Here is a 25,019-nt window from a genome sequence, read left to right on the forward strand (position 1 = left end):
GCCCGTCGGCGGGGCGGTGTGACCCGCCCGCCGAATCAGCGCGTCATCGACAGATACAGCGCCGGGAGCTTCTCCGGCAACCGTGAGACGTGGTCGAGGACCATGTAGTTCTTCGGACCGAACACGCGCGAGACGTACTGGTCCGCATTCGGGTCGAGCGTGACGCAGAACGTCTCGATGCCCTGGCGGTGGAGCTCCTCGACCGCCTTCTTGGTGTCGTGGCGCAGGTACTGCGGATCGCGCACGTCGTTGTCCGAGGGCTCGCCGTCGGTCAGCAGCAGTACCAGCTTGCGCTGACTGGGCCGGCGGTATAGCTGCGAGCCGGCGTGGCGCAGTGCCGCACCCATGCGGGTCGACAGCTGGCCGGTCATGCCGGCGAGGCGCGCCTTGGCCTTGTCCGTGTACGGTTCGCCGAAGTCCTTGAAGCGGTAGTACTCGACATCGTGCCGGCCGTTGGAATCGAAGCCGTGGATGGCGAACGGGTCGCCGACGCGATGGATGGCGTCGGCGAGCAGGGCAGCGGCCTCCCTCGAGAGGTCGAGCACCGTGGTCTCCTCGTCGCCGCGGCCGATGATGTCGTTGGTCGACTCGGACAGGTCGATCAGCAGCATTACTGACAGGTCGCGGACCTGCAGCCGGGTGCGGATGTTGATGCGCGGGTCCGGCGTCTCGCCCATGCGGATGTCGATCATCGCGTTGACCGCCGCGTTGAGGTCGATCTGGTCGCCGTCCTCGACCTTCTTCTCGCGGACCACGCCCTGCGGCTGGATGCCCTCGATCAAGTACTTGAGGCGGCGCACCAGCGGCTTGTGCCGATCGAGAATCGCGTCGATTTCCTCCGGATCGCCGTCCTGGGGCCGCTTCTCGTTGATCGTGGTCCACAGCGGACGCTCGAGCTGGGTCATGTAGTCCCATTCGGGGTAGTGCACCGGCGAGAGCGTGCGGTCCTCGGCGAAGATGTCCGAGTACTTGCGGCCGTGGTTGTCGTAGAGCTCGGTGCCCAGCACCCAGACCTCGTCGGCGTCTTCGGCCGAGATGTATTCGACGTCGAGCTCGTTGAGCATTTCCATCAGCGAGACGTAGCGACGCTTGTCGTCGGTGCTGCCCTCGCGCTGGATTTCCATCGCCGATTCCGGCTTCTCGAACAGAAAGCGGTTGTCGTCGCGGTAGGGGATGCTCGGCACGTCCTGGCTGGGGCTGAAGCTCAGGCCCAGTGCCTCGGCGCGCTCCGCGAGTGCCAGGCCGGCGGTGCGGACGCGCTCGTAGTTCTCGAGGTCTTCCTGAATCGTCATCAGGGCCTCGCGGGCCTCGACGACCAGCGGATGGTTATCGACGTAGTCGGGATCGAGCAGGGCCAGCGCGATACGGTCGAGCAGCGGGCCGACCCGGTCGGGGTCGGTCTCCTCGTGGCGGTTCACCGCGATCCGGCTGATGCGCGCCCACAGCGGCTCGAGACCGGGGAAGTCCTGGCCGGCGAGGATTTCGACGCGCGCGTCTTCCATCAGGCCGATGAAGCTCTGCTGGAGCTTGGAGGCATCTTCCGACTCGGCGTCGAAACCCGAGTAGATCATGTGCGCCGCGGCGTGGGCGGCCGAGGCACGGTAGAGATTGACGCCGTCCACGGAGGAATCGTCGCGGTCGACGTAGTCGTCGAAGGCATCGGGCAGGTTGATGAACGGGCCCTCGATGAACGGCCGGTAGCCCTCGCGGCTTTCGAAGTCACCGGAGGTGGGACGCAGCAGGAAGTTGCGCGCCCATAATGCCCGCAGGTACATCACCAGGCGGCGCTGCACGTCGACGAACAGGGTGCCGCGGCGCTCTTTCTGCAACACGGCCTCGGCTTCGGGGCTGGAGAGGCTGAAGTAGGCCTCCAGTGCGTCGAAGTCGTTGCGGTGTGCATTGATGCCCCAGGTGGCCCAGCGGCGCAGGCCGCCGAGGGTCAGCACCTCGAGCAGGTGGTCGAGTTGACCGAGCATGGGGCGCAGGGCACGGGGCGCCTGCGCCAGGATGTAGTTGACCAACGAGATGTACTGGTGGAACAGCGAGGCCTCACCCAGTCGGTTCGCGGCCACCGGGGCGGTCGAGAACAACAGGACGAGGACCGCGCCACTGGTCTTGGAGAACATCTTGATCGCCATCGAGAGCAGCTCGAAGGCGGTATCGGTCCCCAATTCCCTTGCCACCTGCGGTGTGGCCTCGATGTAGGCGAGCACCAGCTCCTCGCCACGGCCGAGCGATTGCAGGCTGATCGCGCCCTCGAGATAGGCGTCCAGCGCGCGCGGCGAGAACACCCGGGTGGCGTCCACCCAGTTGATCTCGAGGATCTCACGCGCCTTTTCACCCAGCTCGTCCAGGCGTTCCTGGTCTTCTAGCCGTGCACTGCTCATCGGGTTGGTCGCTGTTCTGCGGGTGACATGGGAAGCGGAAAGGGCCGGTGGGGGACCGGCCCGGGGAGACACTCAGTCCGGCCAGACGCGGCGCGGGTGCAGCGGCTGCTTGCCGAGACCTGCGTTTTCCGTCTTCTGAGCCGGCTTCTTGGCCGTGGTGGTCGGCTTGGCTGCCGGCTTCTTGGCGGCGGGCTTCTTGGCCGGTGCGCGGCGAGTGGTGGTGCTGCGCTTGGCCGTGGACTTGGCTGCCGGCTTGGTCGCGGGCTTGGCCGCCGAGGTCGAGGCCTTGCTCTCGGCCGGCTTGGCGGCGGTCTTGTTTTCCGTGCTTGCTTCGGCCGGCTTCTGCTGGGACTCGGACTTCACGCTGGCGCTCAGCTTGTCTTCCAACTTGCTCATGATGGCGTAACCTCGTCAATGATGTTCTCGATTTCGTCTACCGCCGCACGGCCGCGGCCGCCGAGCTGGTAGACGCTCACTCCCTCCACCACCGCTGTGCGGAACGCGGCACGGCGACGGACGGCCGAGGGAAGTACGGGCAAGCCAAGCCCCGAGATGGCGTTCTGCATGGCTCGGGTCATGGCGCTGCGTGGTTCGGTCTGATTGAGCAACAGATAAGCCGAAAGTTCGGTGTTGCCTTTCTCCCGCGCTTTGGTCACCGCCTCGACGGTGTCGGCGCTCGCCCACAGGTCGAGCGGGGAGGGGAGAACCGGGATCAGCACCTGGTGACTGTGCTCGAGGAGCTCGATCGTCACGTTCATGTCGAGCGACGGCGGGCAGTCCACGATCACGTAGTCGCAGTGCTCCCGGGCGTGCTCGAGATTCCGATGCGCATTGTCGTGGTCATCGAACAGGCGCGGCAGGCCGGATTTGGCCTCGCCCCAGCCGGACCAGTGCCGCAGGGCGCCCTGCGGATCGGCGTCGATCAGTCCGACTTCCGCCCGCCTGGCCAGGCCCGAGGCAAGGTTGATGGAAAGCGTGGTCTTGCCACAGCCGCCCTTGAGATTGGCCAGTGCGATGACGTGTGCGGACATTGGATCGTTACCCCTCCTGGGTTTGACCGGCCAACTCGTCGGCCTTGCGCGCGAAGTTGACCTCGAGGTCTCCCAGCGTTTCCTCCAGCGGCGAGACGTTCACGCTCACCGTGGTGCGGTCGAACTGCAGGCTGGGATGGTAGCCCATTTCCTCGGATGCCTCGGCGAGGCGGTCGAGGAAGTCGCGCGTCTGGTCGTAGTCCTCGAACTCGAAGCGTCGAATGAGCATCGGCGGGCGTTTCTGTGTCTGCCAGCCGTCCAACTTGATGTCGGTCGTGTCGGACATGTGCGTTCTCCCTGAGAACTCGTGTTGCCTAGCCGCCGAGCTGACGGACGTGGCCCAGCTCCTGCTCGAGAAGGTGGGCGAAGAGGGCGCCGGTCTCGTCCGGCTGGAAGCGCCGGAACCAGTTGGCGGACTCCTCGTAGAATCGCACCGTCTCCCATTCGTTGGCCCGGCTCAGTGCCAGGATCTCGTCCGGGTTGCGCCCGGGTCGAACCGGGGCGAGCGACAGGCCCGGCGGTGCGTAGCCCAAGAGCAGCATCTGCCGGGTCAGCAGGTCGGCGTGTCCCATTTCCTCGTCCGACAGGCGGGTGAGGTGGTCGGCCAGTGCCTGGTCACCCCAGAGCGAGGCGAGACTCGCCCGGGTCAGGTGCTGCTGGGCGGATTCCATTTCCAGTTGCAGGGCGCGTCCGAGCAGCCCGATCACACGCGAATTCATCCGCATGCTCATTGCCAATCCCTCTCAGCGGGTATCAGCCTCGCGTCAGCCGATAGACGGGACGCACCAGGAGGATTCGCTTTGGGACGGATCCTCCGGCAGGATCGACTCGACCTCACCGTGCACGCGGGCAATGATGTGCGCCGCGACCAGGCCGTCACCGACTCGCTCGCAGGCATCGGCGCCAGCGCGGACTGCCGCGTTGACGGCGCCGGTCTCGCCACGGACCAGCACGGTCACGTAGCCGCCGCCGACGAAGGAGCGGCCGATCAGGCTCACTTCGGAGGCCTTGGTCATGGCGTCGGCGGCCTCGATGGCCGGCACGAGGCCGCGGGTCTCGATCATACCCAGTGCGATACCAGTGGTGGAAGCCATGTCGTGCACCCTCAGGTCAGTCAATCCAACAAGAGCCGTCAGCACTTACGTCTAAACGGCTCCTGAAAAAGAATAGGGCAGCAGGCAGACCGTGCCCGTGGACACGGTCAGACAGTCCTGCTTGCAAGTGCCCGGAATTAAGCTTCCGGGGCTTTCGGCAGAATGTTCTCTACCTCGGAGTGGACACGCGCGATGATGTGCGCAGCCACCAGGCCGTCGCCTACGCGCTCACAGGCGTCAGCGCCAGCGCGAACAGCAGCGTTAACAGCGCCGGTCTCACCACGGACCAGAACGGTCACGTAGCCACCGCCGACGAACTGACGACCAACCAGGCGAACCTCGGCGGCCTTGGTCATGGCGTCAGCCGCTTCGATTGCCGGCACGAGGCCGCGCGTTTCAATCATTCCCAGTGCGATACCGGATACATCAGCCATTTGAGTTACTCCCAAGCTGTAGTTGAATCGGCCGGCGACGTCAGGTCGCCGACGCTACGTGAATCCGCCTTAGGCTTCCGGGGCTTTCGGCAGGATGTTTTCTACTTCGGAATGGACACGCGCGATGATGTGCGCAGCGACCAGGCCGTCACCAACACGCTCACAGGCGTCGGCGCCAGCGCGAACGGCAGCGTTAACAGCGCCGGTCTCGCCACGGACCAGAACGGTCACGTAGCCGCCACCGACGAACTGACGACCAACCAGGCGAACCTCGGCAGCCTTGGTCATGGCGTCAGCCGCCTCGATTGCCGGCACCAGGCCGCGCGTCTCAATCATTCCCAGTGCGATACCGGATACATCAGCCATCTCGTTTCTCCTCTCGAACGACTTGTTAAAACAGAAACCCTAATTTCAGTTTGGATCCCAGTTATCAATGATCCCGATGATCGTTAGATCGGTCTGGATCGTGGGATCCGGGAGCGCCAACCGGGCGGCAGAACCGCTGACGGTGACGACCCATTTCCCTTCTGGCGCCCCGACAGGGTCGGCGGCGACATTGAGCTTGCCCGACTGATCGACGAGCACCCTCAAGGATGTGTGTTTCAGTCCCGGCACGCGGCGCGTGGCCACGAGATCGGAACGTACCTGCATGATCTCCATGTCACTCAGCGGACCATTGGTCGATGATGCCCACGATGGTCAGGTCGGACGGGTAGGACTTGCTGCCCGCCGCTTCCCGTGCCGCCGATGAGCCGACGCAGATGACCCAGTCCCCCGGGATGCAGCCGATGGCGTCGACCGCGACCTGCGGCGTGCCGCCCGGCTTGTCCGTCACCACGAGCAGCGGGCGGTGGCCCAGCTCACCGATCCGGTTGGTGGAGACCAAGGTCTTTTCGACCCGCATGATCTTCATGCTTGTGAAACCTCTTCAATTTCGCTGCCGGACGGACGGTCCTGCACGGTCAGCTGGAAGAACAGCATGTTCTGCTCGTCCAGCGCGTGATGGCGCTCGCGGATCGCGTTGCAGACACGCTGCGCCCGCGCAACCGCCCGGTCTCGTCCACCCGGAACCCGTCCGTCGTAACGGAAGTGGATGGCAATCGGGATCGGCAGTCCGTGGCTCACGTTGAGCTTGCGGAAAATCTTGATCCCGACGTCCAGGTCGTTCGTGTTCTCTTCGACGGTGTGCAGGTGCGCGTAATACGCGATGTTGCGCATCTGCACTTCCTCGAAGCCGTCGCCGACGCTGATATAGCGCTCGGCATGGCCGATGCTCTCGGCCGGGTAGCGGCCCTGATGCCGCTCTGTCACGTAATCGATCTGTGACAGGTTGTTGACCAGCAGGGTGGCGATGAAACGTCGCATGCCGTCATGCGGTTCGCCACCGGTGCTGCGTCCCCAGTCGTCCGTCTCGTTCACCGAGCGGATCGCATCGTACACGGCCCGACGTGCGGCTTCCCGGTCGAGATTCAACGTCTCCTGGTACAGGTAGGCGTTGTCGACGTAGCGATGCACGCTCAGGTCGCCGTTGGCATCCGGGACGTGGACGCGAATGGCGTCCGTGTCCGTGTCGACACCCACCAGGAGGATGTCGGTACTCGCGCCACAGCAGTAGGTGTTCTCCACTGCCTGGCGGAAGGCCTGCAGCCGATCCAGTGCGGCTTCGGCTGCCTTGCGCTCGTCGCTGCCATGCGCGGCGCAGCCTTCATGATTGGGGTCCGAGGAGCTGCCGTGGTAGACCGCGATCTTGAGATAGCGGGTACCCTCGTCAGCGCGACTCGGTACGCCCTCGCGAAACCGGCGGAGTTCGACTTCGCTCCACAGCTGGAGGTCTTCCTCCACGTCGAACAGTGCGCCGGCATACGCCTTGCGATAGGTGAACGACCAGGCCGGCAGCCGCATGATAAACGGCATGAGGCCCTTGAGCCGCCCGTCCGAGCAAGGACTGATGTCGACCGCGTGGAAACCGCAGTCGAGAAAGAAATTGCTCGTGGACAGCGCGTCGTTCTTTTGGTCTTCCAGTTTGCGCCCAAACTGCCTTGCGGCCGCGTTGAGCGCTTCAAAGGTGGCACTTGCGAACAGACCCCGCAGGTCCGGCCCGTTGATCCAGCTGTCGGTGACCAGGGCTTGATCGAAGCCGTGGCCGAGCCGGTCTTGGGCCATCTCCTGGATGCGGTCGCCCAGCTGCCCGTCACGGGGCAGGGCGGCGACATCCTTCAGGAACGGGACGATGCGATCGAACCGCTCCGTGACGGAGTCCTCGCAGTACGCCAGTTGCCGGTTGCCTTCATGGTCGGTAAGCGGGTGATGACAGCCGCGTTCCGGAAGCGACGGGCAGGCTGGGTGCGCCACCTGGGGCGAACCCAGCGGGCTGCGACGACCCTTGGGTGCACCGAGCCCGAAAGGGGCCCGACGCTGACCCAGACGGGGCGCACCCAGACTGCTGCGTCGAAACGGTTGCTGTGTCATCACGCCACTCATTCGTCCACTTAGCCCCTGGCACCACCGGAGTAGGTGATGGTCGAGCCGTTCATGTCGTTACCGCTGCTGCCGGTAATCTTGGACGACGGAACGTCCGGACGCGGCACTTCACGGTTGACCCAGGCGTTGCGCACGGCGCCGCGAGCCTGCCCCCGGAGGGACGGGTTGCGGGACTGTGCCCACTGGCCTTCGGTACCCGAGACCTTGCCGTTGCGCGACCAGTCGTCACCGGTAATCCGGCAACGCTCGCCACCTTCGCCGGTGATGCGCTCGCTTACCTGCGGCTCGGGAGCGCACTGCAGCTCGGCCTCGGCCGGAGACGCAGCCGGGGTCGCCGGTTGCGGCTCGGCGGCCTCGACCGGCTCTGCCGGGGCGTTCTGAGTCGGCGCCGGTTGAACCGGGGCAGGTGCGGGTGCCGGAGCCGGTGCCTGTGCAGGCGTCGGCGTCGGCATGACCGAACCCATCCGCGGATGCGCGGCGCTCGGCTCAGGGTGACGGAACTCCGGCGTACCGGTGATCAGTCCCATGGCCATGTTGCTCGGGCCGGTGATACGACCACCTTGGTCGAACGAGCTGCCCGTGATGCGGCCGCGAGCGGCGCGTGCCGGCGGTTCGACACTGAAGCCCTGCGGAGCCGTGATCGGTTCCTGGGCCGGTGCCGGTGCCGCCTGGGGCACGTAGCGTGCACTCGGTTGCGTCGGCGCAGCCATCGGATGGCTGGTCGGTGCCGCACAGCCGGTGTGCATCGCGTTCGCATACGGGGTGCCGCTGACGTAGTGCTCGTAACCGTATTCGTTACCGGTCACGTGCTGGGTGCGGTCCATCGGCGTACCGCCGACGGTCTGCCCCTCGCAAGTCAGCGACTCCTCGACCTTCTCAGCACGGGGTGCGGGCGAAGCCGAGCAGTACGAGCCGTAGTGTTCAGCGCCGTAATACTCGGTACCGGTGACGGGCATGCACCCCCCTTGCTCGTCACCGGACATCTTTGGGTGATGGTCGACGCGCTGACCGGTCAGACCGTGCCCACCGAGGGTGTGCATGGACTGGACCTTGTCGACGCCGCCACCGCAAAGACGCGGTTCGCCGTACTGAGAACCCGTGACACGGGAGCAGGAACCCGGCTCGTTACCAGTCACGCGCTCGCTGCGATCCACGAGATTGCCCGTGATCCGCTCACCGTGCCGCGACTGGTCAACGCCGACCTTCTCGTAACCCGGCTCGGGCCGCGTGTTGCAGAACGATTCGTACTGCTCGAAGCTCAGGTACTGGGTACCGGAGACATTGCGGCAGGTGCCAGGCTCGTCACCCGTGACGTGGCTGGAGCGACCAACGGCAGTGCCGGAAACGGTGCGACCGGTGTAGGTGTGCGTCTCCGCAACCTTTTTCGGTGCGCCGTTGATGGTCATCCGTGCCACGCCGGCATCGGCATACTCGGAGCCGGTGATCGGACGGGCTGCACCCGCCTCGCCACCAGTGGCCCGAACCGGACGATACTCGTCGCTACCGGTCACACGCATCTGCTTCTCGGTCCGACCTTCCACGACCTTGTTGGCGTGGGTCGGGCGGGCCTTCGTGCCGCAGAAGGACTGCAGGTCTTCGCTGCTCAGGTACTCGGTGCCGGTCACGGACTCGCAAGTCCCGCGCTCGTCACCGGTTACCTGGGCGGCTCGACCTACGGCGGTGCCGCTGACGCCATGACCGCGGGCGGTCGTCGTCGTGCGAACCTTCGGCTCGTTCGGCTGCGGGCGGGTGGAGCAGAACTGCTCGTATTGCTCGTTGCCGATGTACTCGGTGCCCGAGATCACCCGGCAGCTGCCGGATTCGTTACCCGAAACGCGCTTGGAGCGCTCCACCTGGGTGCCCTTCACCTCATGGCCGGAAATCGTGTGACCGGTCTCCACCTTTTTTGGCGCGGACGCCTCTTCGGTCGAGCTCGGCTTGCGACGTCCGACGGGACGGCAGGAAGGGGCGCTGCCCCGACCGTAGTGGCACAGCATTTCGCGATGGCGCATGGCCGCTTCGCGTCCGCTGGCACTCGTGTCCAGATAACCAGGGACCTGGTAACCCACACGCCCCGGGCCGCCCTGGGACGCCGGCTTGGCCGGCAGGGCCCGCTTGCCTTTGTTTGCCATGGCCTCACGACGGGCCTGACAAATTTGGCGAACGGAATTGGCCTGCTTGCCGAGACGGGCCGGCCGCTTCTTGGCGACCGTGCAGAGCGACTCGAACGAAGCCTCGTCCTCAGTGCTGGCCTGGGCGTCGTTGCGAACCTCCGCCGGTTGCTGCTGGGCTCGAGCCTCGTCAGCAAACGGCATCTGGTTACGACCCGGGCCGCCCTGAGAGGCGGGCTTCGGCGGGAGCGCCGACTTGCCGTACTTCGCCATGGCCTGGCGACGCGAACGGCAGACGGAACGCACCAGATCCGCCTCGGAACCGAACTGACCCGGATCGGACTCGGCGAGCGAGCACATCTGGTCAACGGATTCGTCGGAAGACGCCGATGCTTGGGATTGCGAGCCGGCGGCACCGTTGCTGCCAGAGGACCGCGATGCAGCGGGGTTCTGACGAGCGGCGGATGCCGACGATTTCCAGGCCGAGGTGCTGGCGTTTTTGCCGTGTGCGGACAACTGCGCACGACGTGCGCGGGCAAGTTCCTTGCCGGTCAGACCGGCAAGGCTGCCCCCTGCGGAAGAGACAGACGTGTCGCCACGTCGAGCCGCTTCCTGTCGGGCGCGAGCTGCTGCACGATTTCTGGCTGCATTGTTTCCAGATTGTACAGGCATGCCTGTTGTACCTCGTGTATGGGATTGCCTGGCGCGTCCGGAGACGCGCCGGGGCCTCGACTATTAGCCTGCGCGGTAAACCACGAAGGCCGTACCCTGGCTCTGGGTAAAGTTGTCGTAGGCAACCAGACGGACGTGATGGCCCGGGTACTTGCGGTGGCACTCTTCGATCTCGGTGAGAACGTTCTCGACGTTGTCTTCACCGAAGAACGGCAGCTTCCACATGTACCAGTAGTGGTTCATCATGTTTTCCGGCTCGACGTGCTCGACGCTCGGGGCCCAGCCCTGCGACAGCGCGTACTCGATCTGAGCGCGGATTTGGTCCGGGGTCATGGACGGCAGGTAGGAGAAAGTCTCGTACTTGACCGTCGTCTTGTAGTCCTGCATTTGATTCATGGTTTCTTACCTATGTCTGGTTCTGGTTAAGAAGGCCTGGATTAGCGGTTCTGGTTGTCGAGCTTGTCGACGGTGTCGAACTCGAACTTGATCTCTTTCCAGGTTTCCATGGCGATCTTCAGCTCAGGGCTGTGCTGTGCGGCCTGAGTCAGGATCTCCTTGCCTTCGCGCTCTACGTCACGACCCTGGTTGCGGGCCTCGACACAGGCTTCCAGAGCGACACGGTTGGCAGCGGCGCCAGCGGCGTTGCCCCACGGGTGACCCAGCGTGCCACCGCCGAACTGCAGGACGGAGTCGTCGCCAAAGATGTTGACGAGTGCCGGCATGTGCCAGACGTGGATACCACCGGATGCGACGGCGAAGACGCCCGGCATGGAGCCCCAGTCCTGATCGAAGAAGATGCCGCGGGAGCGGTCTTCCGGGATGAAGGATTCACGCAGCAGGTCGATCCAGCCGAGGGTGGAGGCGCGGTCGCCTTCCAGCTTGCCCACGACGGTACCGGTGTGCAGGTGGTCACCGCCGGACAGACGCAGGATCTTGGTCAGTACGCGGAAGTGGATGCCGTGAGTCGGGCTACGGTCGATTACTGCGTGCATCGCGCGGTGGATGTGCAGCAGAACGCCGTTTTCCTGACACCACTTGGCCAGACCGGTGTTAGCGGTGAAGCCGCCGGTGATGTAGTCGTGCATGATGATCGGTGCGCCAATCTCCTTGGCGAACTCGGCACGCTTGTACATCTCTTCCGGGGTCGGAGCGGTAACGTTTAGGTAGTGACCCTTGCGCTCGCCGGTCTGAGCCTGTGCGGTCTCGGTTGCCTCCTGGACGAACAGGAAGCGGTCACGCCAACGCATGAACGGCTGAGAGTTGATGTTCTCGTCGTCCTTGGTGAAGTCGAGACCGCCACGGAGGCACTCGTAAACGGCACGGCCGTAGTTCTTGGCGGACAGACCCAGCTTCGGCTTGATGGTGCAGCCCAGCATCGGACGGCCGTACTTGGACAGCTTGTCACGCTCGACCTGGATACCGTGCGGGGGACCGCCACAGGTCTTGATGTATGCCAGCGGGAAGCGAACGTCTTCCAGGCGCAGACCACGGATGGCCTTGAAGCCGAACACGTTGCCGACCAGCGAGGTGAAGACGTTTACAACGGAGCCTTCCTCGAACAGGTCGATCGGGTAAGCGATGAACGCGTAGAACGCGCTGTCGTCGCCCGGCACGTCCTCGATGCGGTACGCGCGCCCCTTGTAGAAGTCCATGTCGGTGAGGAGGTCAGTCCAGACCGTGGTCCAAGTGCCGGTGGAGGACTCGGCTGCAACGGCAGCGGCTGCCTCTTCGCGATCGATGCCCGGCTGCGGGGTGATCTTGAAGCACGCCAGCAGGTCAGTGTCCAGCGGCGTGTACTCCGGCATCCAATAGGTTTCGCGGTAATCTTTTACGCCCGCGCTGTATTTATTCGCCATAGCGATCCTCCGGAAGGGTAAGGTTGGCATTGGGTTTGGAATCGACCTGGGGTTAGGCCCCGTCTCGTCTCGGCCGATACTATACGTCCACCGACCATCAAAGCAATTCAAAATAAGTGATGTTCACCATAAAGAAAGCCTTATGGATTAGTCGATGATTCGATTCACATTGCATCAGCTCCGCGTGTTCAGCGCCGCAGCCGAGCTTCTCAACTACACCAAGGCAGCGGAGAAACTGCATCTTACTCAACCTGCCGTGTCAATGCAGATTCGTCAGCTCGAGGACAATGTCGATCTGCCGCTGTTCGAACAGACGGGGCGCAAGCTGTACCTCACGGATGCTGGCCGCGAGCTGTATGGCTACGCCCAACGCATCCTCGAAGTGATCACCGAAGCCGAGGAGGTGCTGGAGGGAATGAAGGGGGTACACCGCGGTCATCTGCGGGTGAGCGTGGCGAGTACCGCCAACTACTTCGTTGCCCGCCTGCTTGCCGACTTCTCCAAGCGTTATCCGGGTGTGTCGATCAGTCTCGATGTCACCAACCGCGAACGGCTGTTACGCCAGCTGGCAGACAACGAGACCGACATCGTGATCATGGGCGAGCCGCCGACTGACGCGGACCTGGTGTCCGAGGCGTTCCTCGAGAACCCGCTGGTGGCCATCGCCGCGCCGGATCACCCGCTGGCCGAACGCGAGGAGATTGCCCTCGAGGAGCTCGCGCAGCACCGCTTCGTGCAGCGGGAGTCGGCATCCGGCACGCGTGCGGCGATCGAGCGTTTTTTCGAGGAGCATGGTCTCGCGGTCAAACCCGGCCTGGAGATGCGCTCGAACGAGGCGATCAAGCAGGCGATCGAGGCCGGACTAGGTGTCGGTATCGTCTCCCAGCACACGCTCGAGCTGGAGCTGGAGACCGGCCGTCTTGTGGTCCTCGACGTCGAGGGGCTACCGATCATCCGTCACTGGTACATGGTCCAGCGTCAGGGCAAACGGGATACGCCGGTCATGCGCAGTTTCCACGACTACGTGCTCGAACAGGCTAAACAGCAGGTGCGTCAGCCGGCCGAGGAGTGATTAATCATTGTCCGAGGATGGGCCCGCATATTTTTCGGTCCCAACGGCAAAAAGCCCGCTGAAACAGCGGGCCTTTCATTGTTGGCGAGTGCGGAGGGCGCCTGTGCTAGCGTTGCTGGCGTTCCTCCTCTCGCACCAGCGGCGCCCAGAAGTGGCGCAAGGCGCCGACCGGCACCGGCTCGCGCGCCTTGAGGAAGGGCTCGGCGGTGGTGGCGAGCACCGGATGGCGTTCGGTCATCAGCCGCACCCAGTGCAGGTCGCGGAAGGAGAGGTAGTCGTTACTGAAGTGCGCCGGCAGGGAGACCCACTTGGCAATCGTTGCCGCCGGGGCGAGTGCCAGCCAGACCGCCATGGCGATTAGCGGCACGCCGACCCAGGGGTGGCCATAGGTCGCGGTATTGGCCAGCAAGGACCACTGCAGCATGAAGAAGGCGCCCGCCAGGGCGATGCCGCTGGCGTACAGCCAGCGAAAGCGAAGGGCAATGTCGTAGACGTCCACGAGTCGGGCGATGAGCTCGGGCTGGTAGTCGAATTCGTCACGCAGGTCGAGAGACGGCTGGGTCATCACGGACTCCTGGGTTCTATGCCGGCCTGATGCGACAGGCGGAACCGTTGTCGATTCACGCCACCCTTCGTCCCTGATGGTAGTGCAGTCCGGCCGGCCCGTCAGTTCGGGATACGGTCGAAAACGAGAAACTGGTAGCCGTAGGGATTCTTGTTGTCCGGCTCGTGGCGGGTGACTTCCGTCAGCTCCCACTCGTCGGGCACGTAGACCGGGAAGTGCGCATCGCCGGCCACTTCCACTTCCACCAGCGTCAGGTACATGCGGTCGGCACGGGGCAGATACTGGTAATAGATGTTCGCTCCACCCATCACCATCGCCTCGTTGCTCTCGTCGAGGTGTGATTCGGCCTCGGCCAGGGCGGCGTTGAGCGAATGCACCACGATCACGCCCTCGGCCGAAAAGCCTTCGTCACGGGTCACGACGATGTTGGTCCGCCCCGGCAGCGGCTTGCCGATCGACTCGTAGGTTTTGCGCCCCATGATCAGGGGCTTGCCCATCGTCAGCTGCTTGAAGTGCTTGAGATCGGCCGGCAGTCGCCAGGGAAGCTGGTTGTTGCGACCGATGACCTGGTTGCGGGCCATCGCGGCGATGAGACTCACGCGCATGGGGATTCCTGCCTGACGGCACGGTTGAAAGTGGCTTCGGATCAACCCCGCAGTCTAGCCGAAACCCCGTGCCGGTTCACCTGATTTCGCCCTTCGGCGGGTCGGTTGTCGTTAGACCGCGACCTTCGCTTTGATGTGCGGGTGCGGGTCGTAGTCGACCAGCTCGAAGTCGTCGAAAACGAACTCGTCGATCGTGCGCCGCTCGGGGTTGATGCGCATCGTCGGCAGGGCGCGCGGTTCGCGGGTCAGCTGCAGCTGAGCCTGCTCGAGGTGGTTGTGGTAGAGGTGCGCGTCACCGAGCGTGTGGACGAACTCGCCGGGCTCGAGATCGCAGACCTGCGCGACCATCATGGTCAGCAGGGCGTAGCTCGCGATGTTGAACGGCACGCCGAGGAAGATGTCCGCGCTGCGCTGGTAGAGCTGGCAGGAGAGCTTGCCGTTGGCCACGTAGAACTGGAACAAGAGATGGCAGGGCGGCAGGGCCATCTCGGGCACGTCGGCCGGGTTCCAGGCCGTGACGATCAGCCGGCGCGACTGGGGGTTCGTCTTGATCTGCTCGATTACCTGGCCCAGCTGATCGATGGTGCCGCCGTCGCGGGTCGGCCAGGAACGCCACTGCGCGCCATAGACCGGGCCGAGGTCGCCGTTCTCGTCCGCCCACTCGTTCCAGATGCGTACGCCGTTGTCCTGCAGGTAGCGCACGTTGGTGTCGCCGCTGATGAACCACAGCAACTCGTGGATGATCGAGCGCAGGTGCAGCTTCTTGGTGGTCAGTGCCGGGAAGCCCTCCGAGAGGTCGAAACGCATCTGGTGGCCGAAGACGCTGCGCGTGCCGGTGCCGGTGCGATCGTCGCGGTCCACGCCGTGGTCGAGGACGCGCTGCATCAGGTCGAGATAGGCCTTCATTCGGAACTCGCGGTCGGTTGGTTGTGAGCGGGGCGGTCCATGATACCGCGGCGATAAGCCCATGCCAGCAGGGCGATCCCGGCGATGATCATGGGCGCGGACAGGACGTGGCCCATGGTGACCCAGCCGCCGGCCAGGTAGCCGATATGGGCATCCGGCTCGCGGACGAATTCGACGCCGAAGCGGAATACGCCGTAGCCGAGCAGGAACAGCCCGGAGACGGCCATGCGCGGGCGCGGCTTCATGGAGAACAGCCACAAGAGGATGAACAGCACCAGTCCCTCGAGCGCCGCCTCGTAGAGCATCGAGGGATGGCGCGGTTCGGGACCGGCGCCCGGGAAGACCATGCCCCAGGGCAGGGTGGTGGGACTGCCCCACAGCTCGGCGTTGATGAAGTTGCCGATCCGGCCGAAGAACAGACCGATCGGTACCAGCGGGGCAATGAAGTCGGTGACGGTGAAGAACGCCAGCCCCTGGGCGCGGGCGTACAGCGCCATCGATACCAGCACCCCGAGCAGCCCGCCATGGAAGCTCATGCCGCCGTCCCAGATCGCGAACAGGCTCAATGGCGAGTCGATCAGCATGCCCGGTTGGTAGAACAGCATGTAGCCGATGCGCCCGCCCAGGATCACGCCCAGGGCACTGTAGAAGAGCAGGTCGTCGACCTGTATCGGGCTGATCGGCCAGTCGGGGCGGCGGGCTCGCAGGCGGGCCAGCGCCCAGGCGCCGGCGAATCCGAACAGGTACATCAGGCCGTACCAGTGGATGGCCAGTGGGCCGATCTGCAGGGCGATGGGATCGATGGCGGGGTAGTCCATTGGGTTGTCCGCGCAGTTGTTAAACGGACCCGAGTCTACCAGTATCGGGCGACTGATCGCCGATCATCCATTCCCCCACGGGAGTGAGTCTCGATGACCAACCCTCGCATGCAGAACGCCACCAGTCCCTATCTCCAGGCGCACGCCGACAACCCGGTCGAGTGGCGCGAGTGGAGCCCGGAGACGCTGGAGCTCGCCCGCGAGCAGGATCGCCCGATCCTGCTGTCGATCGGCTACGCCGCCTGTCATTGGTGCCACGTGATGGCGCGCGAGAGCTTCTCCGATCCCGACATCGCCGCGGTGATGAACCGCTACTTCGTCAATATCAAGGTCGACCGCGAGGAGCGGCCGGATCTGGACAAGACCTTCCAGACGGCCCACGCGCTCTTGAACCAGCGTGGCGGTGGCTGGCCGCTGACCGCCTTCCTCAACCCCGATGACCTGAGCCCGTTCTTCATCGGCACCTATTTCCCGGCTGAGCCGCGCTTCGGCATGCCGGGGTTTGCCGACCTGCTCGGGCGGGTCCACAGCGCCTACCGGGAGAAGGGCGACCAGACCCGGCAGCAGGGCGCGGCCGTGCATCAAGCACTCACGTCCGCGCCGCCGGGAAGCGAGTCGGTGCCACCGGTCTCGATCGCCGACGCGGCACGGGCACGGCTCGAGGGAGCGCTGGATGACGAGCATGGCGGGTTGGGCGGCGCGCCGAAGTTTCCGCAGCTGCCGCTGCTCGATTTTATGCTCGACGAGGCGGCCTCGCATGGCGGGGACGGCAGCGGTCGGTTGGACCATGCCGTTGCTGCGTTGCTTGACGGAGGACTGTTCGATCACCTCGGCGGCGGCATCTTCCGTTATTGCGTTGATGCCGATTGGACCATCCCGCACTTCGAGAAGATGCTGGTCGACAACGCCCAACTGCCGGCGACGCTGGCGCGCTTCGCCACCCTGGGCCGCGACGATGGCCGGCGTGCCGTGATCGAGCGGCTGCTTGATCGGTCGATCACTCATTTCCTGCACCGAATGCAGCTGCCGGATGGCACTTTTGCGGCGAGCCTCGATGCCGACACCCAGGGCGAGGAGGGCGCAACCTACCTCTGGACGCCCGACGAGGCGAGGGGCGTTCTGGAACAAGCGGGTGTCGATACGGAGATGATCGATGCCTTCACCAGCGATTACGGCCTCGACCGCCCGGCCAACTTCGAGGGGCGCTGGCACCTGGCCGCTGTCCGGCGCGCCGACCGGGTAGCCGATATCCAGCCCATCGACGAGGCGGTTCGTGCCGCGCTGCTCGAGCGTCGCGCCCGCCGGGCGCAGCCCAAGCGCGATGACAAGTCACTGCTGGGACTCAACGCGCTGCTCGCCACGGGGCTGATGCGCGCCGGGGCCCGACTGGGCCGGGAAGACTGGGCCGCGATGGGGATGAACCTGCTCGACCGTCTGATCCCGGTTGATGTGGCAGTGGCGGACTTGCCCACCGGGCGGCTCGGCGAACGCGAGTCGGTGCCGGCGTTCCTGGACGACTACGCCGCAGTGTTGGAGGCACAGAGCGAGGCCTTCTTCCGCTCGCCGGATACCGAACGGCTGGATATGATCGAGGCGATTGTCGAGGTCGTTCGGGAGCGCTTCGGTGACGAGACCGGTGCCTTCCGCTTGAGCCACGACGGTCACGGGGCGCCGGTGGGCAGTCTTGTGGTGTTCACCGACGATGCCCAACCGTCAGGCAACGCCATCCTCGCCGATACGCTTGCCCGACTGGGTTATGCCCTGGGGCGCACCGACTGGCTCGACATGGCCGAGGGCATATTCAAGGCGGCGGGCGGGTCGCTCGACCGCGCCCCTCAGGTCCATCCGCGCCTGCTCGCCGCGCTGCGGCGTTTCCACCAGCCGGCGACGCTGGTCGTGATCAAGGCGCACGACATGAGCTCATGGCAGGCGGCTATCGATGACCTGCGCGGTCGCGGCATTGCCGTGCTGGCTCTGGGAAACGACGATCTGCCGGCCGACAAGCCGTTGCCGAAGGGCGAGGGCGGCCTGGCCTATATCTGTCGCGGCACGGCCTGCCTGCCCCCCGAATCGGACCCCGCCCGTCTGATCGCCCAGTTCGACTGACTGTCATCCCGTCACGGAAATGCCACACATCGGTCACAAGACTGCCAACTCGTCTCCCTAGTCTCCTCGGCAAAGCAGGCACTTCAGAGTGGACGCCAGGAGAGACGAGACATGCAGCAACACGAGGCACGCCGGCACGGCCGGCCGAAGGAGACGGGTGGGCTCGACGTGGTTGTCGCGACCACGCCGGCCGAGCGCGAGGCCTGCTATCGCCTGCGCTACCGGGTGTTCGTCGAGGAAATGGGCGCGAGCATTCCGCCCGGTCACGGTGGCCTGGAGCGCGACCGATTCGATTCCCACTGCCACCACATGCTGGTCCGCGACAGGGCCACCGGTGCGGTGGTCGCCTGCACGCGGGTGCTCACCGATACCCAGGCACGCCTGACTGGCGGTTTCTATTCCGAGCAGGAATTCGATCTGGCGGCCATTCGACGTCTGTCGGGGCGAGTCATGGAGATCGGTCGGACCTGCGTCGATCCGGCCTGGCGCCGCGGCGGCACCATTGCCGCGCTGTGGGCGGGACTGGCGCGTTTCATGGCCGACAATCGCTTCGGCTTTCTGATCGGCTGTGCGTCGATCCCGATGGATGATGGCGGAGTCGCCGCGCGGGCGATCACCGAGGCACTGCGTCAGCGGCATCTGGCACCGGTCGAGCGGCGGGTTCGTCCGCGCTGTCCCCTGCCGGCCGTCCCGGACGATGGCAACGCCGGATCGGGCGCTTTGCCACCGTTGTTGAAGGCGTATATGCGGCTGGGGGCGAGGATCGGTGGAGAACCGTGCTGGGATCCGGATTTTGGTTGCGCGGATCTGTTCATCCTGCTGGAAAGCGGGGATCTGCAGTCGCGCTATCTACGCCATTTCGTCGAGCGTCGTCGCGAGGCGGAGCCGCGTCGGGCCCATATCGCGGCCTGAGGGCTAGGCCTCGGGCGAGGTCTCGCGGCAGTAGGGGGCGAGTTCGCTTGCCAGCGTCTCGAGCCCGAGCCGAATCTCGCGCAGGTCGAGTTCGTGCACGGCCGGAACGGTCGTGTCGGAGGGCGTGGCCGGTTCGGCATCGGGATGAGCCTCGACCTTGGCCTCGGCATGGGGGTCGAGCTGCAGCAGGTTGCCGCCGCTCTGGCTGATGCGCTCGCGCATGTCGCGCACCGCTTCGAGCGCACTGGAGGACTCGCGCGAGGAGGCCTTGGGCAGGGCGGCGAGCTGCTGGCGGGCGCCGGCGATCGTGAAGCCCTGCTCGTAGAGCAGCGTGCGGATCAGACGGATCAGCTCGATGTCGTGGCGCTGGTAGTAGCGACGGTTGCCACGACGCTTGATCGGCTTGAGCGACTCGAATTCCTGCTCCCAGTAGCGCAGCACGTGCGACTTCACGTCACACAGCTGGCCCACTTCCCCGATGGTGAAATACCGCTTGCTGGGGATGGGCGGGAACGTGAATTCAGTCTTGCTCTGGGCCTTCATAGGCTTCCACCAGCGACTTGAGTTTTTGGCCGGCGCGGAAGGTCACCACCCGGCGGGCAGTGACCGGGATCATCTCCCCGGTACGCGGGTTGCGTCCGGGGCGCTCGTTCTTGTCCCGCAACTGGAAGTTGCCGAAGCCTGAGAGCTTGATGTCCTCGCCCGATTCCAGCACCTGTCGCATTTCCTCGAAGAACAGGTCGACGAAGTCCTTGGCCTCGCGCTTGTTGAGGCCAAGTTCGTTGTGCAGCGTTTCTACCAGATCCGCTTTCGTAAGAGCCATGTAAATCGGTTCCCGGGTTCAAGTCAACCGCGCAGCTCGACGTCGTGCTGGCGGAGGTGTTCGAGTATGTGGTTGATTGTATCGGTAATTTCGTCGTCAGTGAGCGTCCGCTCGTCATTTTGGAACACGAGCTTCACCGCAAGCGACTGATGGCCCTCGGCCACGCCCTCGCCGACATAGCGGTCGAACGGCTCAATGTCGCGCAGGAAATTACCGCCTGCTGAGCGGATGGCCGCCTCCAGCTCGCTGAACGCCAGCGCGGTCGGGGTGACCAGTGCCAGGTCCCGGCGAATGCGCGGGAACTTCGACAGCGGCGCGCTTTGCGGCAACGGCCGCTCGTCGATTCCGGCGAGCGACAGGCGTGCGGCGAATACCGGGCCCTTGAGGTCGAAGGCCTTGAGCGTGTCCGGGTGCAGTGCACCGATCTCGCCGACCGCGGCATCGTTGATCAGGATCTCGGCGGACTGACCGGGGTGCAGTGCCGGATGCTCGCATGACCGGAAGGCCAGTGCCTCACTCAGGCCGAGCCCTTCGATCAAGTCCTCGAGATCGCCCTTGATGTCGTAGAAGTCGACCGTGCGGGTCGCCTGACCCCATTGCTCGGGGGCGGCATGGCCGGCGACGACGAAGGCCAGTTCGCCGGTCTCGCGTGCAGCGTCGGCAGTCGACCCGGCGAAGCGGTGGCCGGTCTCGAACAGGCGGATGGCCGGCTGCTGGCGTTTCTGGTTGTGGGCGACGGCCTCGAGCAGGCCCGGCCACAGGCTCTGGCGCATGACCGCCATCTGCGAGGCGATCGGGTTGGCCAGCTTGATCGGCGGGCTGTCGGGGGTGATCACGGCATCGAGATCGCGGTCGACGAAGCTGTAGGTGATCGCCTCGAAGTAGCCACGGTCCGCCATCAGGTCGCCAATGCGCGTGGTGGTGTTTTCGGTGGCCGCCGGCAGGCCGATCTCCGGGGTCATTCGGGTGATCGGCGCGCGGAAGTTGTCGTAACCGATCAGGCGCGCCAGCTCCTCGAGCAGGTCCTCGGGAATGGCGAGATCGAAGCGGCGCGTCGGCGGCACGACGGTGAGCACGTCACCGTCGGCGGTCACCTGGCAGCCCAGTCGGGTCAGCAGGTCGGCGGCACGGTCGGTGGCCACCGGCAGACCCAGGCGGCGCTCGGCCCAGTCCATGTCCAGGGTGATCGCGGCCGGGGCGGGCAGCTCGCGGCCGCCGGTCGCCTCGACCACCGGCCCGGCCTGGCCGCCGAGCAGTTCGGTGATCAGTTGGGCGGCGCGGTCGATCGCCTGCCGGGGCAGGCTCGGGTCGACGCCCCGCTCGAAGCGGAAGGCCGCATCGGTGGTCAGGCCGAAGCGGCGGGCACGGCCGGCGACGGCCTCGGGGGTGAAGTGGGCCGACTCGAGCACGATGCGGCGGGTCTCGCCGGAAACGCCCGAGGGCTGGCTGCCGATGATGCCGGCCAGCGCGATCGGGTTGGTGGCGTCGGCGACCACCAGGCAGTCGTCCTTGAGCGTCAGTTCCTGCTCGTTCAGACCCACCATTTTCTCGCCGGCCCTGGCCCAGCGCACGCGGATGTCGCCGTCGAGCTGGTCGGCGTCGAAGGCGTGCATCGGCTGGCCGGTCTCGAGCATGACGTAGTTCAACAGGTCGACGATCGGCTCGACGGTGGAAACGCCGGCGCGGCGTAGGCGCTCGGCGATCAGCATGTCGGTGTCGCCGCGGGCCGGGACGTCCTCGATCACCTGGGTGAGGTAGGTCGGGCAGGCGTCGGTGGCTTCGATCGCCGCCGTGCGAGTGGTGTCGATCGAAGCTGCCGGGGCACGGGTCTCGGGGGCGGCCAGCGAGGCGTCGAACAGTGCGCTGCATTCCTGCGCCAGGCCCGCGATCGAAAGCACGTCGCCGCGGTTGGGGGTGATGCCGAGCTCGATCACGGCGTCGTCGAGGTCCAGCCACTCGCGCAGGTCACGGCCCACCGGCGCATCGTCCGGCAGTTCCAGCAGCCCGTCACGAACGCTGGCGAGACCGATCTCGTCCCCGCCGCAGAGCATGCCGTGGGAAGGCTCGCCGCGCAGCTTGGCCTTCTTGATCTTCATGCCGTTCGGCAGGGTGGCGCCGACGCGGGCGAGCGGCGCCTTGAGGCCCTCGCGGACGTTGGGCGCGCCGCAGACGACCTGCCAGGTGGTCTCGCCGTCGAAGACCTCGGTGACGCGCAGCTTGTCGGCGTCCGGGTGCGGGCGCACGGTCTTCACCTCACCGACGACCACGTTGTCGAAGGCCGGGGCGGCCGGCTCGATGGCGTCGACCTCGAGGCCGGCCATGGTCAGGCGGTGGGCCAGTTCCTCGGTGTCGGCCTGCGGGTCAATCCAGGTTCTCAGCCAGTTCTCGGAAAAAAGCATCGCGTGTCAGGTCCTCGGGCCTTGGTCCGGTCGGCCGTCCTTGCTGGCGGCCGGGCACACAAATCATTTCGTGTTCGGTCGCCCCGCGGGCGGCCGAACGGGAATCGGGTTACTGGAACTGCTGCAGGAAGCGCAGGTCGTTCTCGAAGAACGCACGCAGGTCGTCGACCCCGTAGCGCAGCATCGCCAGGCGCTCGACGCCCATGCCGATGGCAAAACCGCTCACCTCGGCCGGGTCGTGGCCCACCGAGCGCAGCACGTTGGGGTGGACCATCCCGGCGCCCAGTACCTCGATCCAGCCGGTCTTCTTGCACACGCGGCAGCCGTCGCCACCGCAATGAACGCACTGGATGTCGACCTCGGCGGACGGCTCGGTGAAGGGGAAGAACGACGGGCGCAGGCGGATCGGCAGGTCCTCACGCTCGAACAGGGCGGCGAGGAAGGTTTCCAGCGTGGCGCGCAGGTCGGTGAAGCGGACGTTCTCGTCGAGGTAGAGCACCTCGATCTGGTGGAACATCGGCGAGTGCGTCATATCCGAGTCGCAGCGGTAGACGCGGCCGGGAGCGATTACCTTCAGCGGCGGCTTGGTCTCCTGCATGGCGCGGATCTGCACCGGCGAGGTGTGGGTGCGCAGCAGGTGGTTGGCATCGAAATAGAAGGTGTCGTGCATCGCCCGGGCCGGGTGGCTCTCGGGGATGTTCAGGGCGGTGAAGTTGTGCCAGTCGTCCTCGATCTCCGGGCCTTCGGCGACGCGGAAGCCCATCGCCTGGAAGATGGCGGAGACGCGCTCTGTGATCTGGGTCACCGGGTGCTTGGCACCGGGCGGGCGACGACGGCCGGGCAGGGTGACGTCGATGGTCTCGGCCTTGAGCTTGGCCTTGAGTGCCTCGGCCTGCAGCGTTTCGCGACGGCCCTTGAGCGCGCCGATCACCCGGTCCTTGACCGCGTTGATGGCCGCACCCTGCGTCTTGCGCTCCTCGGGGTCGAGCTGGCCGAGGGTCTTCATCTGGGCCGTGATCGAGCCCTTCTTGCCGGTGTATTCCACCCGCAGGGCTTCCAGCGCGTCGAGGCTGTCGGCCGCCTCGATGCGAGCGAGTGCGTCGTGCTCCAGGGCGTCCAGGGAGTTGCTCACCGCCTACGTGCTCCTTATCCGTTCGGTACCGTTGACCCTTTGCCGGGAATCCGTGTGTGAACGGGCGCCCGGCAAAGAGCGTTATTGTGGCGTAAAACCCAATAAAATCAATGCCTTCAACGAAAAAAGGCGCCATGGGGCGCCTTCGAGAAGAGCTGGGAAGAGGGCGGCGCTCGACCGCCCCGTTCCGGGACTGATCGAAATCAGCCGGCCAGGGCGGCCTTCGCCTTCTCGGCCAGGGCGGCAAAGCCCGGCTTGTCGTGCACCGCGATGTCGGCGAGGACCTTGCGGTCGACCTCGACGTTGGCCTTGTTCAGGCCGTCGATCATCCGGCTGTAGGACAGGCCGTTGTTGCGCGCTTCGGCGTTGATACGGGCGATCCACAGGCCGCGGAAGACGCGCTTCTTCGCGCGACGGTCACGGTAGGCGTACTGACCCGCCTTGATGACCGCCTGCTTGGCGGAGCGGTAGGTACGCGAACGGGCACCGTAGTAACCCTTGGCCTTGTTAAGGACCTTCTTGTGCTTGGCATGGGCGGTTACGCCACGCTTGACTCGTGCCATGTTCTATCTCCTCACTTCTTGCCGTAGGGCATCATGCGATCGACGAGCTGAACGTCCGCTTCGTGGACGTAGGCCGGCGAACCCAGCTGACGCTTCCGCTTGGACGACTTCTTGGTGAGGATGTGACGCAGGTGCGACTGACGACGCTTGACGCCACCGGCGGTGATCTTGAACCGCTTGGCAGCCCCGCGATTGGTCTTGATCTTGGGCATGATCGACTCCAGTTCTGGCTAGTTTTTTGAATACCCGGCCACGTCGGAGTGTTTAACGTGCGCGGGCGACTTCTCCGTTGCCTGCCTTGGTCTTCCCGCGAGCGGGAATGCCGGGGCGGCAAAACGGCGCATAAGGATACCGGATCTGCTCTCGCCTGGCAACGAAAAGACCCGCCGGCTAGGGCGGGTCATGTCTGGCTGCCGGCACAAGGCCGGGAATCAGGTCTTGGCGGGGCGTGGCGCCATCACCATGGTGGCCTGACGGCCTTCCATGCGCGGGCGCTGCTCCACGGTGGCCAGTTCGTCCAGATCCTCCGAAATGCGTTCGAGCAGTTCGGCACCCAGATCCCGGTGGGCCATCTCTCGACCGCGGAAGCGCAGGGTGACCTTCACCTTGTCGCCGGCTTTCAGGAAGCGCTGGGCATTGCGCAGCTTGACCTGGTAGTCGTGATCTTCCGTCCCCGGACGGAATTTCACTTCCTTGACCTCGATCTGCTTCTGCTTCTTGCGTGCCTCGGCCGCCTTCTTGCTCTGCTGATACTTGAACTTGCCGAAGTCCATGATCTTGCAGACCGGCGGCTTGGCCGTCGGCGAGACCTCGACGAGGTCCATGCCGGCATTGGCAGCGCGATCCTTCGCCTCGTCGGTGTCGACGATTCCTACCTGCTCGCCGTTTTCGTCGACGAGCCGGACTTCCCGAATAGTGATCTGGTCGTTGATCCTAGGGTCGTCACTTTTGGCTGGACCCTTTCCGCGTTGTTGAGCGATGTTCGTACCCTCCAATCAGGTTTGAACGGGAATAGTACCCCAGAGCGGTCTGCTCGGGGAGGTTTGGCGGAA

General features: G+C 65.3%; 26 protein-coding genes and 2 pseudogenes. 3 read left to right on the forward strand and 25 right to left on the reverse strand.

Going from position 1 to position 25,019, the window contains the following annotated elements; all coding sequences use genetic code 11:
• Positions 1–35: 35 nt before the first annotated feature.
• From LV476_RS00985 to LV476_RS01055, 14 genes and pseudogenes are all read right to left on the reverse strand, one after another.
• Positions 36–2,387, reverse strand: a complete 2,352-nt coding sequence (locus LV476_RS00985) for a nitric oxide reductase activation protein NorD (RefSeq protein WP_250072425.1) — start codon at positions 2,385–2,387, stop codon at positions 36–38.
• A 72-nt stretch (positions 2,388–2,459) separates the two neighbouring features.
• Positions 2,460–2,783, reverse strand: coding sequence for a hypothetical protein (locus LV476_RS00990; protein WP_250076347.1), 324 nt, complete (start codon positions 2,781–2,783; stop codon positions 2,460–2,462).
• Positions 2,780–3,418, reverse strand: coding sequence for a ParA family partition ATPase (gene parA / locus LV476_RS00995; RefSeq protein WP_284047386.1), 639 nt, complete (start codon positions 3,416–3,418; stop codon positions 2,780–2,782). The genes LV476_RS00990 and parA overlap by 4 nt, the downstream gene beginning before the upstream one ends.
• Positions 3,419–3,425: 7 nt before the next feature.
• Positions 3,426–3,704 (reverse strand): 4a-hydroxytetrahydrobiopterin dehydratase, encoded by a 279-nt coding sequence (locus tag LV476_RS01000; RefSeq protein ID WP_250072426.1) that lies wholly within the window; start codon positions 3,702–3,704, stop codon positions 3,426–3,428.
• 28 nt (positions 3,705–3,732) lie between these two features.
• A complete protein-coding gene (locus tag LV476_RS01005; protein WP_250072428.1) occupies positions 3,733–4,137 on the reverse strand; it encodes a ferritin-like domain-containing protein in 405 nt (134 codons plus the stop codon).
• Between the two features lie 45 nt (positions 4,138–4,182).
• Positions 4,183–4,512, reverse strand: a complete 330-nt coding sequence (locus LV476_RS01010; protein ID WP_250072430.1) for a BMC domain-containing protein — start codon at positions 4,510–4,512, stop codon at positions 4,183–4,185.
• 137 nt (positions 4,513–4,649) lie between these two features.
• Positions 4,650–4,946 (reverse strand): BMC domain-containing protein, encoded by a 297-nt coding sequence (locus LV476_RS01015; protein WP_058575618.1) that lies wholly within the window; start codon positions 4,944–4,946, stop codon positions 4,650–4,652.
• Between the two features lie 69 nt (positions 4,947–5,015).
• Positions 5,016–5,312 (reverse strand): BMC domain-containing protein, encoded by a 297-nt coding sequence (locus tag LV476_RS01020; protein ID WP_058575618.1) that lies wholly within the window; start codon positions 5,310–5,312, stop codon positions 5,016–5,018.
• Positions 5,313–5,366: 54 nt separating this feature from the next.
• Positions 5,367–5,606 (reverse strand): annotated as a pseudogene (locus LV476_RS01025) (carboxysome peptide B); the annotation flags it as partial.
• Between the two features lies 1 nt (position 5,607).
• Complete coding sequence (locus LV476_RS01030) at positions 5,608–5,859, reverse strand: carboxysome peptide A (protein WP_058575620.1); 252 nt, start codon at positions 5,857–5,859, stop codon at positions 5,608–5,610.
• Positions 5,856–7,415, reverse strand: coding sequence for a carboxysome shell carbonic anhydrase (locus tag LV476_RS01035; protein WP_250072432.1), 1,560 nt, complete (start codon positions 7,413–7,415; stop codon positions 5,856–5,858). The genes LV476_RS01030 and LV476_RS01035 overlap by 4 nt, the downstream gene beginning before the upstream one ends.
• A gap of 20 nt (positions 7,416–7,435) precedes the next feature.
• Positions 7,436–9,898, reverse strand: a complete 2,463-nt coding sequence (locus tag LV476_RS11155; protein ID WP_284047387.1) for a CsoS2 family carboxysome shell protein — start codon at positions 9,896–9,898, stop codon at positions 7,436–7,438.
• A gap of 375 nt (positions 9,899–10,273) precedes the next feature.
• Positions 10,274–10,606: a ribulose bisphosphate carboxylase small subunit gene (locus LV476_RS01050; protein WP_250072434.1), complete on the reverse strand. Its 333-nt coding sequence runs from the start codon at positions 10,604–10,606 to the stop codon at positions 10,274–10,276.
• Between the two features lie 41 nt (positions 10,607–10,647).
• Positions 10,648–12,066, reverse strand: a complete 1,419-nt coding sequence (locus tag LV476_RS01055; RefSeq protein ID WP_250072436.1) for a form I ribulose bisphosphate carboxylase large subunit — start codon at positions 12,064–12,066, stop codon at positions 10,648–10,650.
• A 154-nt stretch (positions 12,067–12,220) separates the two neighbouring features.
• Between LV476_RS01055 and LV476_RS01060 the strand changes: the two genes are divergently transcribed.
• A complete protein-coding gene (locus LV476_RS01060; RefSeq protein ID WP_284047388.1) occupies positions 12,221–13,138 on the forward strand; it encodes a LysR family transcriptional regulator in 918 nt (305 codons plus the stop codon).
• Between the two features lie 106 nt (positions 13,139–13,244).
• On the opposite strand, the gene LV476_RS01065 is transcribed toward LV476_RS01060, so the two are convergent.
• The 4 genes from LV476_RS01065 to lgt all read right to left on the reverse strand — a co-directional run bounded on the left by LV476_RS01065 (position 13,245) and on the right by lgt (position 16,032).
• Positions 13,245–13,703, reverse strand: coding sequence for a hypothetical protein (locus LV476_RS01065; protein ID WP_250072438.1), 459 nt, complete (start codon positions 13,701–13,703; stop codon positions 13,245–13,247).
• 101 nt (positions 13,704–13,804) lie between these two features.
• On the reverse strand, positions 13,805–14,308 hold the full coding sequence (gene folA / locus LV476_RS01070; RefSeq protein WP_250072440.1) for a type 3 dihydrofolate reductase: 504 nt from the start codon (positions 14,306–14,308) through the stop codon (positions 13,805–13,807).
• 111 nt (positions 14,309–14,419) lie between these two features.
• Positions 14,420–15,214 (reverse strand): thymidylate synthase, encoded by a 795-nt coding sequence (locus LV476_RS01075; protein WP_250072442.1) that lies wholly within the window; start codon positions 15,212–15,214, stop codon positions 14,420–14,422.
• Complete coding sequence (gene lgt, locus LV476_RS01080) at positions 15,211–16,032, reverse strand: prolipoprotein diacylglyceryl transferase (RefSeq protein WP_250072444.1); 822 nt, start codon at positions 16,030–16,032, stop codon at positions 15,211–15,213. Before lgt ends, LV476_RS01075 begins: the two co-directional genes overlap by 4 nt.
• A 93-nt stretch (positions 16,033–16,125) precedes the next feature.
• Between lgt and LV476_RS01085 the strand changes: the two genes are divergently transcribed.
• Positions 16,126–18,138 (forward strand): thioredoxin domain-containing protein, encoded by a 2,013-nt coding sequence (locus LV476_RS01085; RefSeq protein WP_250072445.1) that lies wholly within the window; start codon positions 16,126–16,128, stop codon positions 18,136–18,138.
• A 111-nt stretch (positions 18,139–18,249) separates the two neighbouring features.
• On the forward strand, positions 18,250–19,050 hold the full coding sequence (locus tag LV476_RS01090) for a GNAT family N-acetyltransferase (RefSeq protein WP_250072447.1): 801 nt from the start codon (positions 18,250–18,252) through the stop codon (positions 19,048–19,050).
• A 278-nt stretch (positions 19,051–19,328) separates the two neighbouring features.
• On the opposite strand, the pseudogene LV476_RS01095 reads toward LV476_RS01090, so the two are convergent.
• From LV476_RS01095 to infC, 7 genes and pseudogenes are all read right to left on the reverse strand, one after another.
• Positions 19,329–19,593 (reverse strand): annotated as a pseudogene (locus tag LV476_RS01095) (MerR family transcriptional regulator); the annotation flags it as partial.
• Positions 19,571–19,873: an integration host factor subunit alpha gene (locus LV476_RS01100; protein WP_058575631.1), complete on the reverse strand. Its 303-nt coding sequence runs from the start codon at positions 19,871–19,873 to the stop codon at positions 19,571–19,573. The gene LV476_RS01100 and the pseudogene LV476_RS01095, both read right to left, overlap by 23 nt.
• Before the next feature lie 23 nt (positions 19,874–19,896).
• Positions 19,897–22,272, reverse strand: a complete 2,376-nt coding sequence (gene pheT, locus LV476_RS01105) for a phenylalanine--tRNA ligase subunit beta (RefSeq protein WP_250072449.1) — start codon at positions 22,270–22,272, stop codon at positions 19,897–19,899.
• Positions 22,273–22,381: 109 nt separating this feature from the next.
• Positions 22,382–23,392 carry a phenylalanine--tRNA ligase subunit alpha gene (gene pheS / locus LV476_RS01110; RefSeq protein ID WP_250076191.1) on the reverse strand — a complete coding sequence of 337 codons (1,011 nt, stop codon included), beginning with the start codon at positions 23,390–23,392 and terminating at the stop codon, positions 22,382–22,384.
• Positions 23,393–23,607: 215 nt separating this feature from the next.
• On the reverse strand, positions 23,608–23,967 hold the full coding sequence (gene rplT, locus LV476_RS01115) for a 50S ribosomal protein L20 (RefSeq protein ID WP_058575633.1): 360 nt from the start codon (positions 23,965–23,967) through the stop codon (positions 23,608–23,610).
• An 11-nt stretch (positions 23,968–23,978) separates the two neighbouring features.
• A complete protein-coding gene (gene rpmI / locus LV476_RS01120) occupies positions 23,979–24,179 on the reverse strand; it encodes a 50S ribosomal protein L35 (RefSeq protein ID WP_058575634.1) in 201 nt (66 codons plus the stop codon).
• A 219-nt stretch (positions 24,180–24,398) separates the two neighbouring features.
• Positions 24,399–24,962, reverse strand: a complete 564-nt coding sequence (infC, locus tag LV476_RS01125) for a translation initiation factor IF-3 (protein ID WP_250072451.1) — start codon at positions 24,960–24,962, stop codon at positions 24,399–24,401.
• Positions 24,963–25,019 lie beyond the last annotated feature (57 nt).

Source organism: Guyparkeria hydrothermalis, assembly GCF_023555385.1.
Lineage (GTDB): Bacteria > Pseudomonadota > Gammaproteobacteria > Halothiobacillales > Halothiobacillaceae > Guyparkeria > Guyparkeria hydrothermalis_A.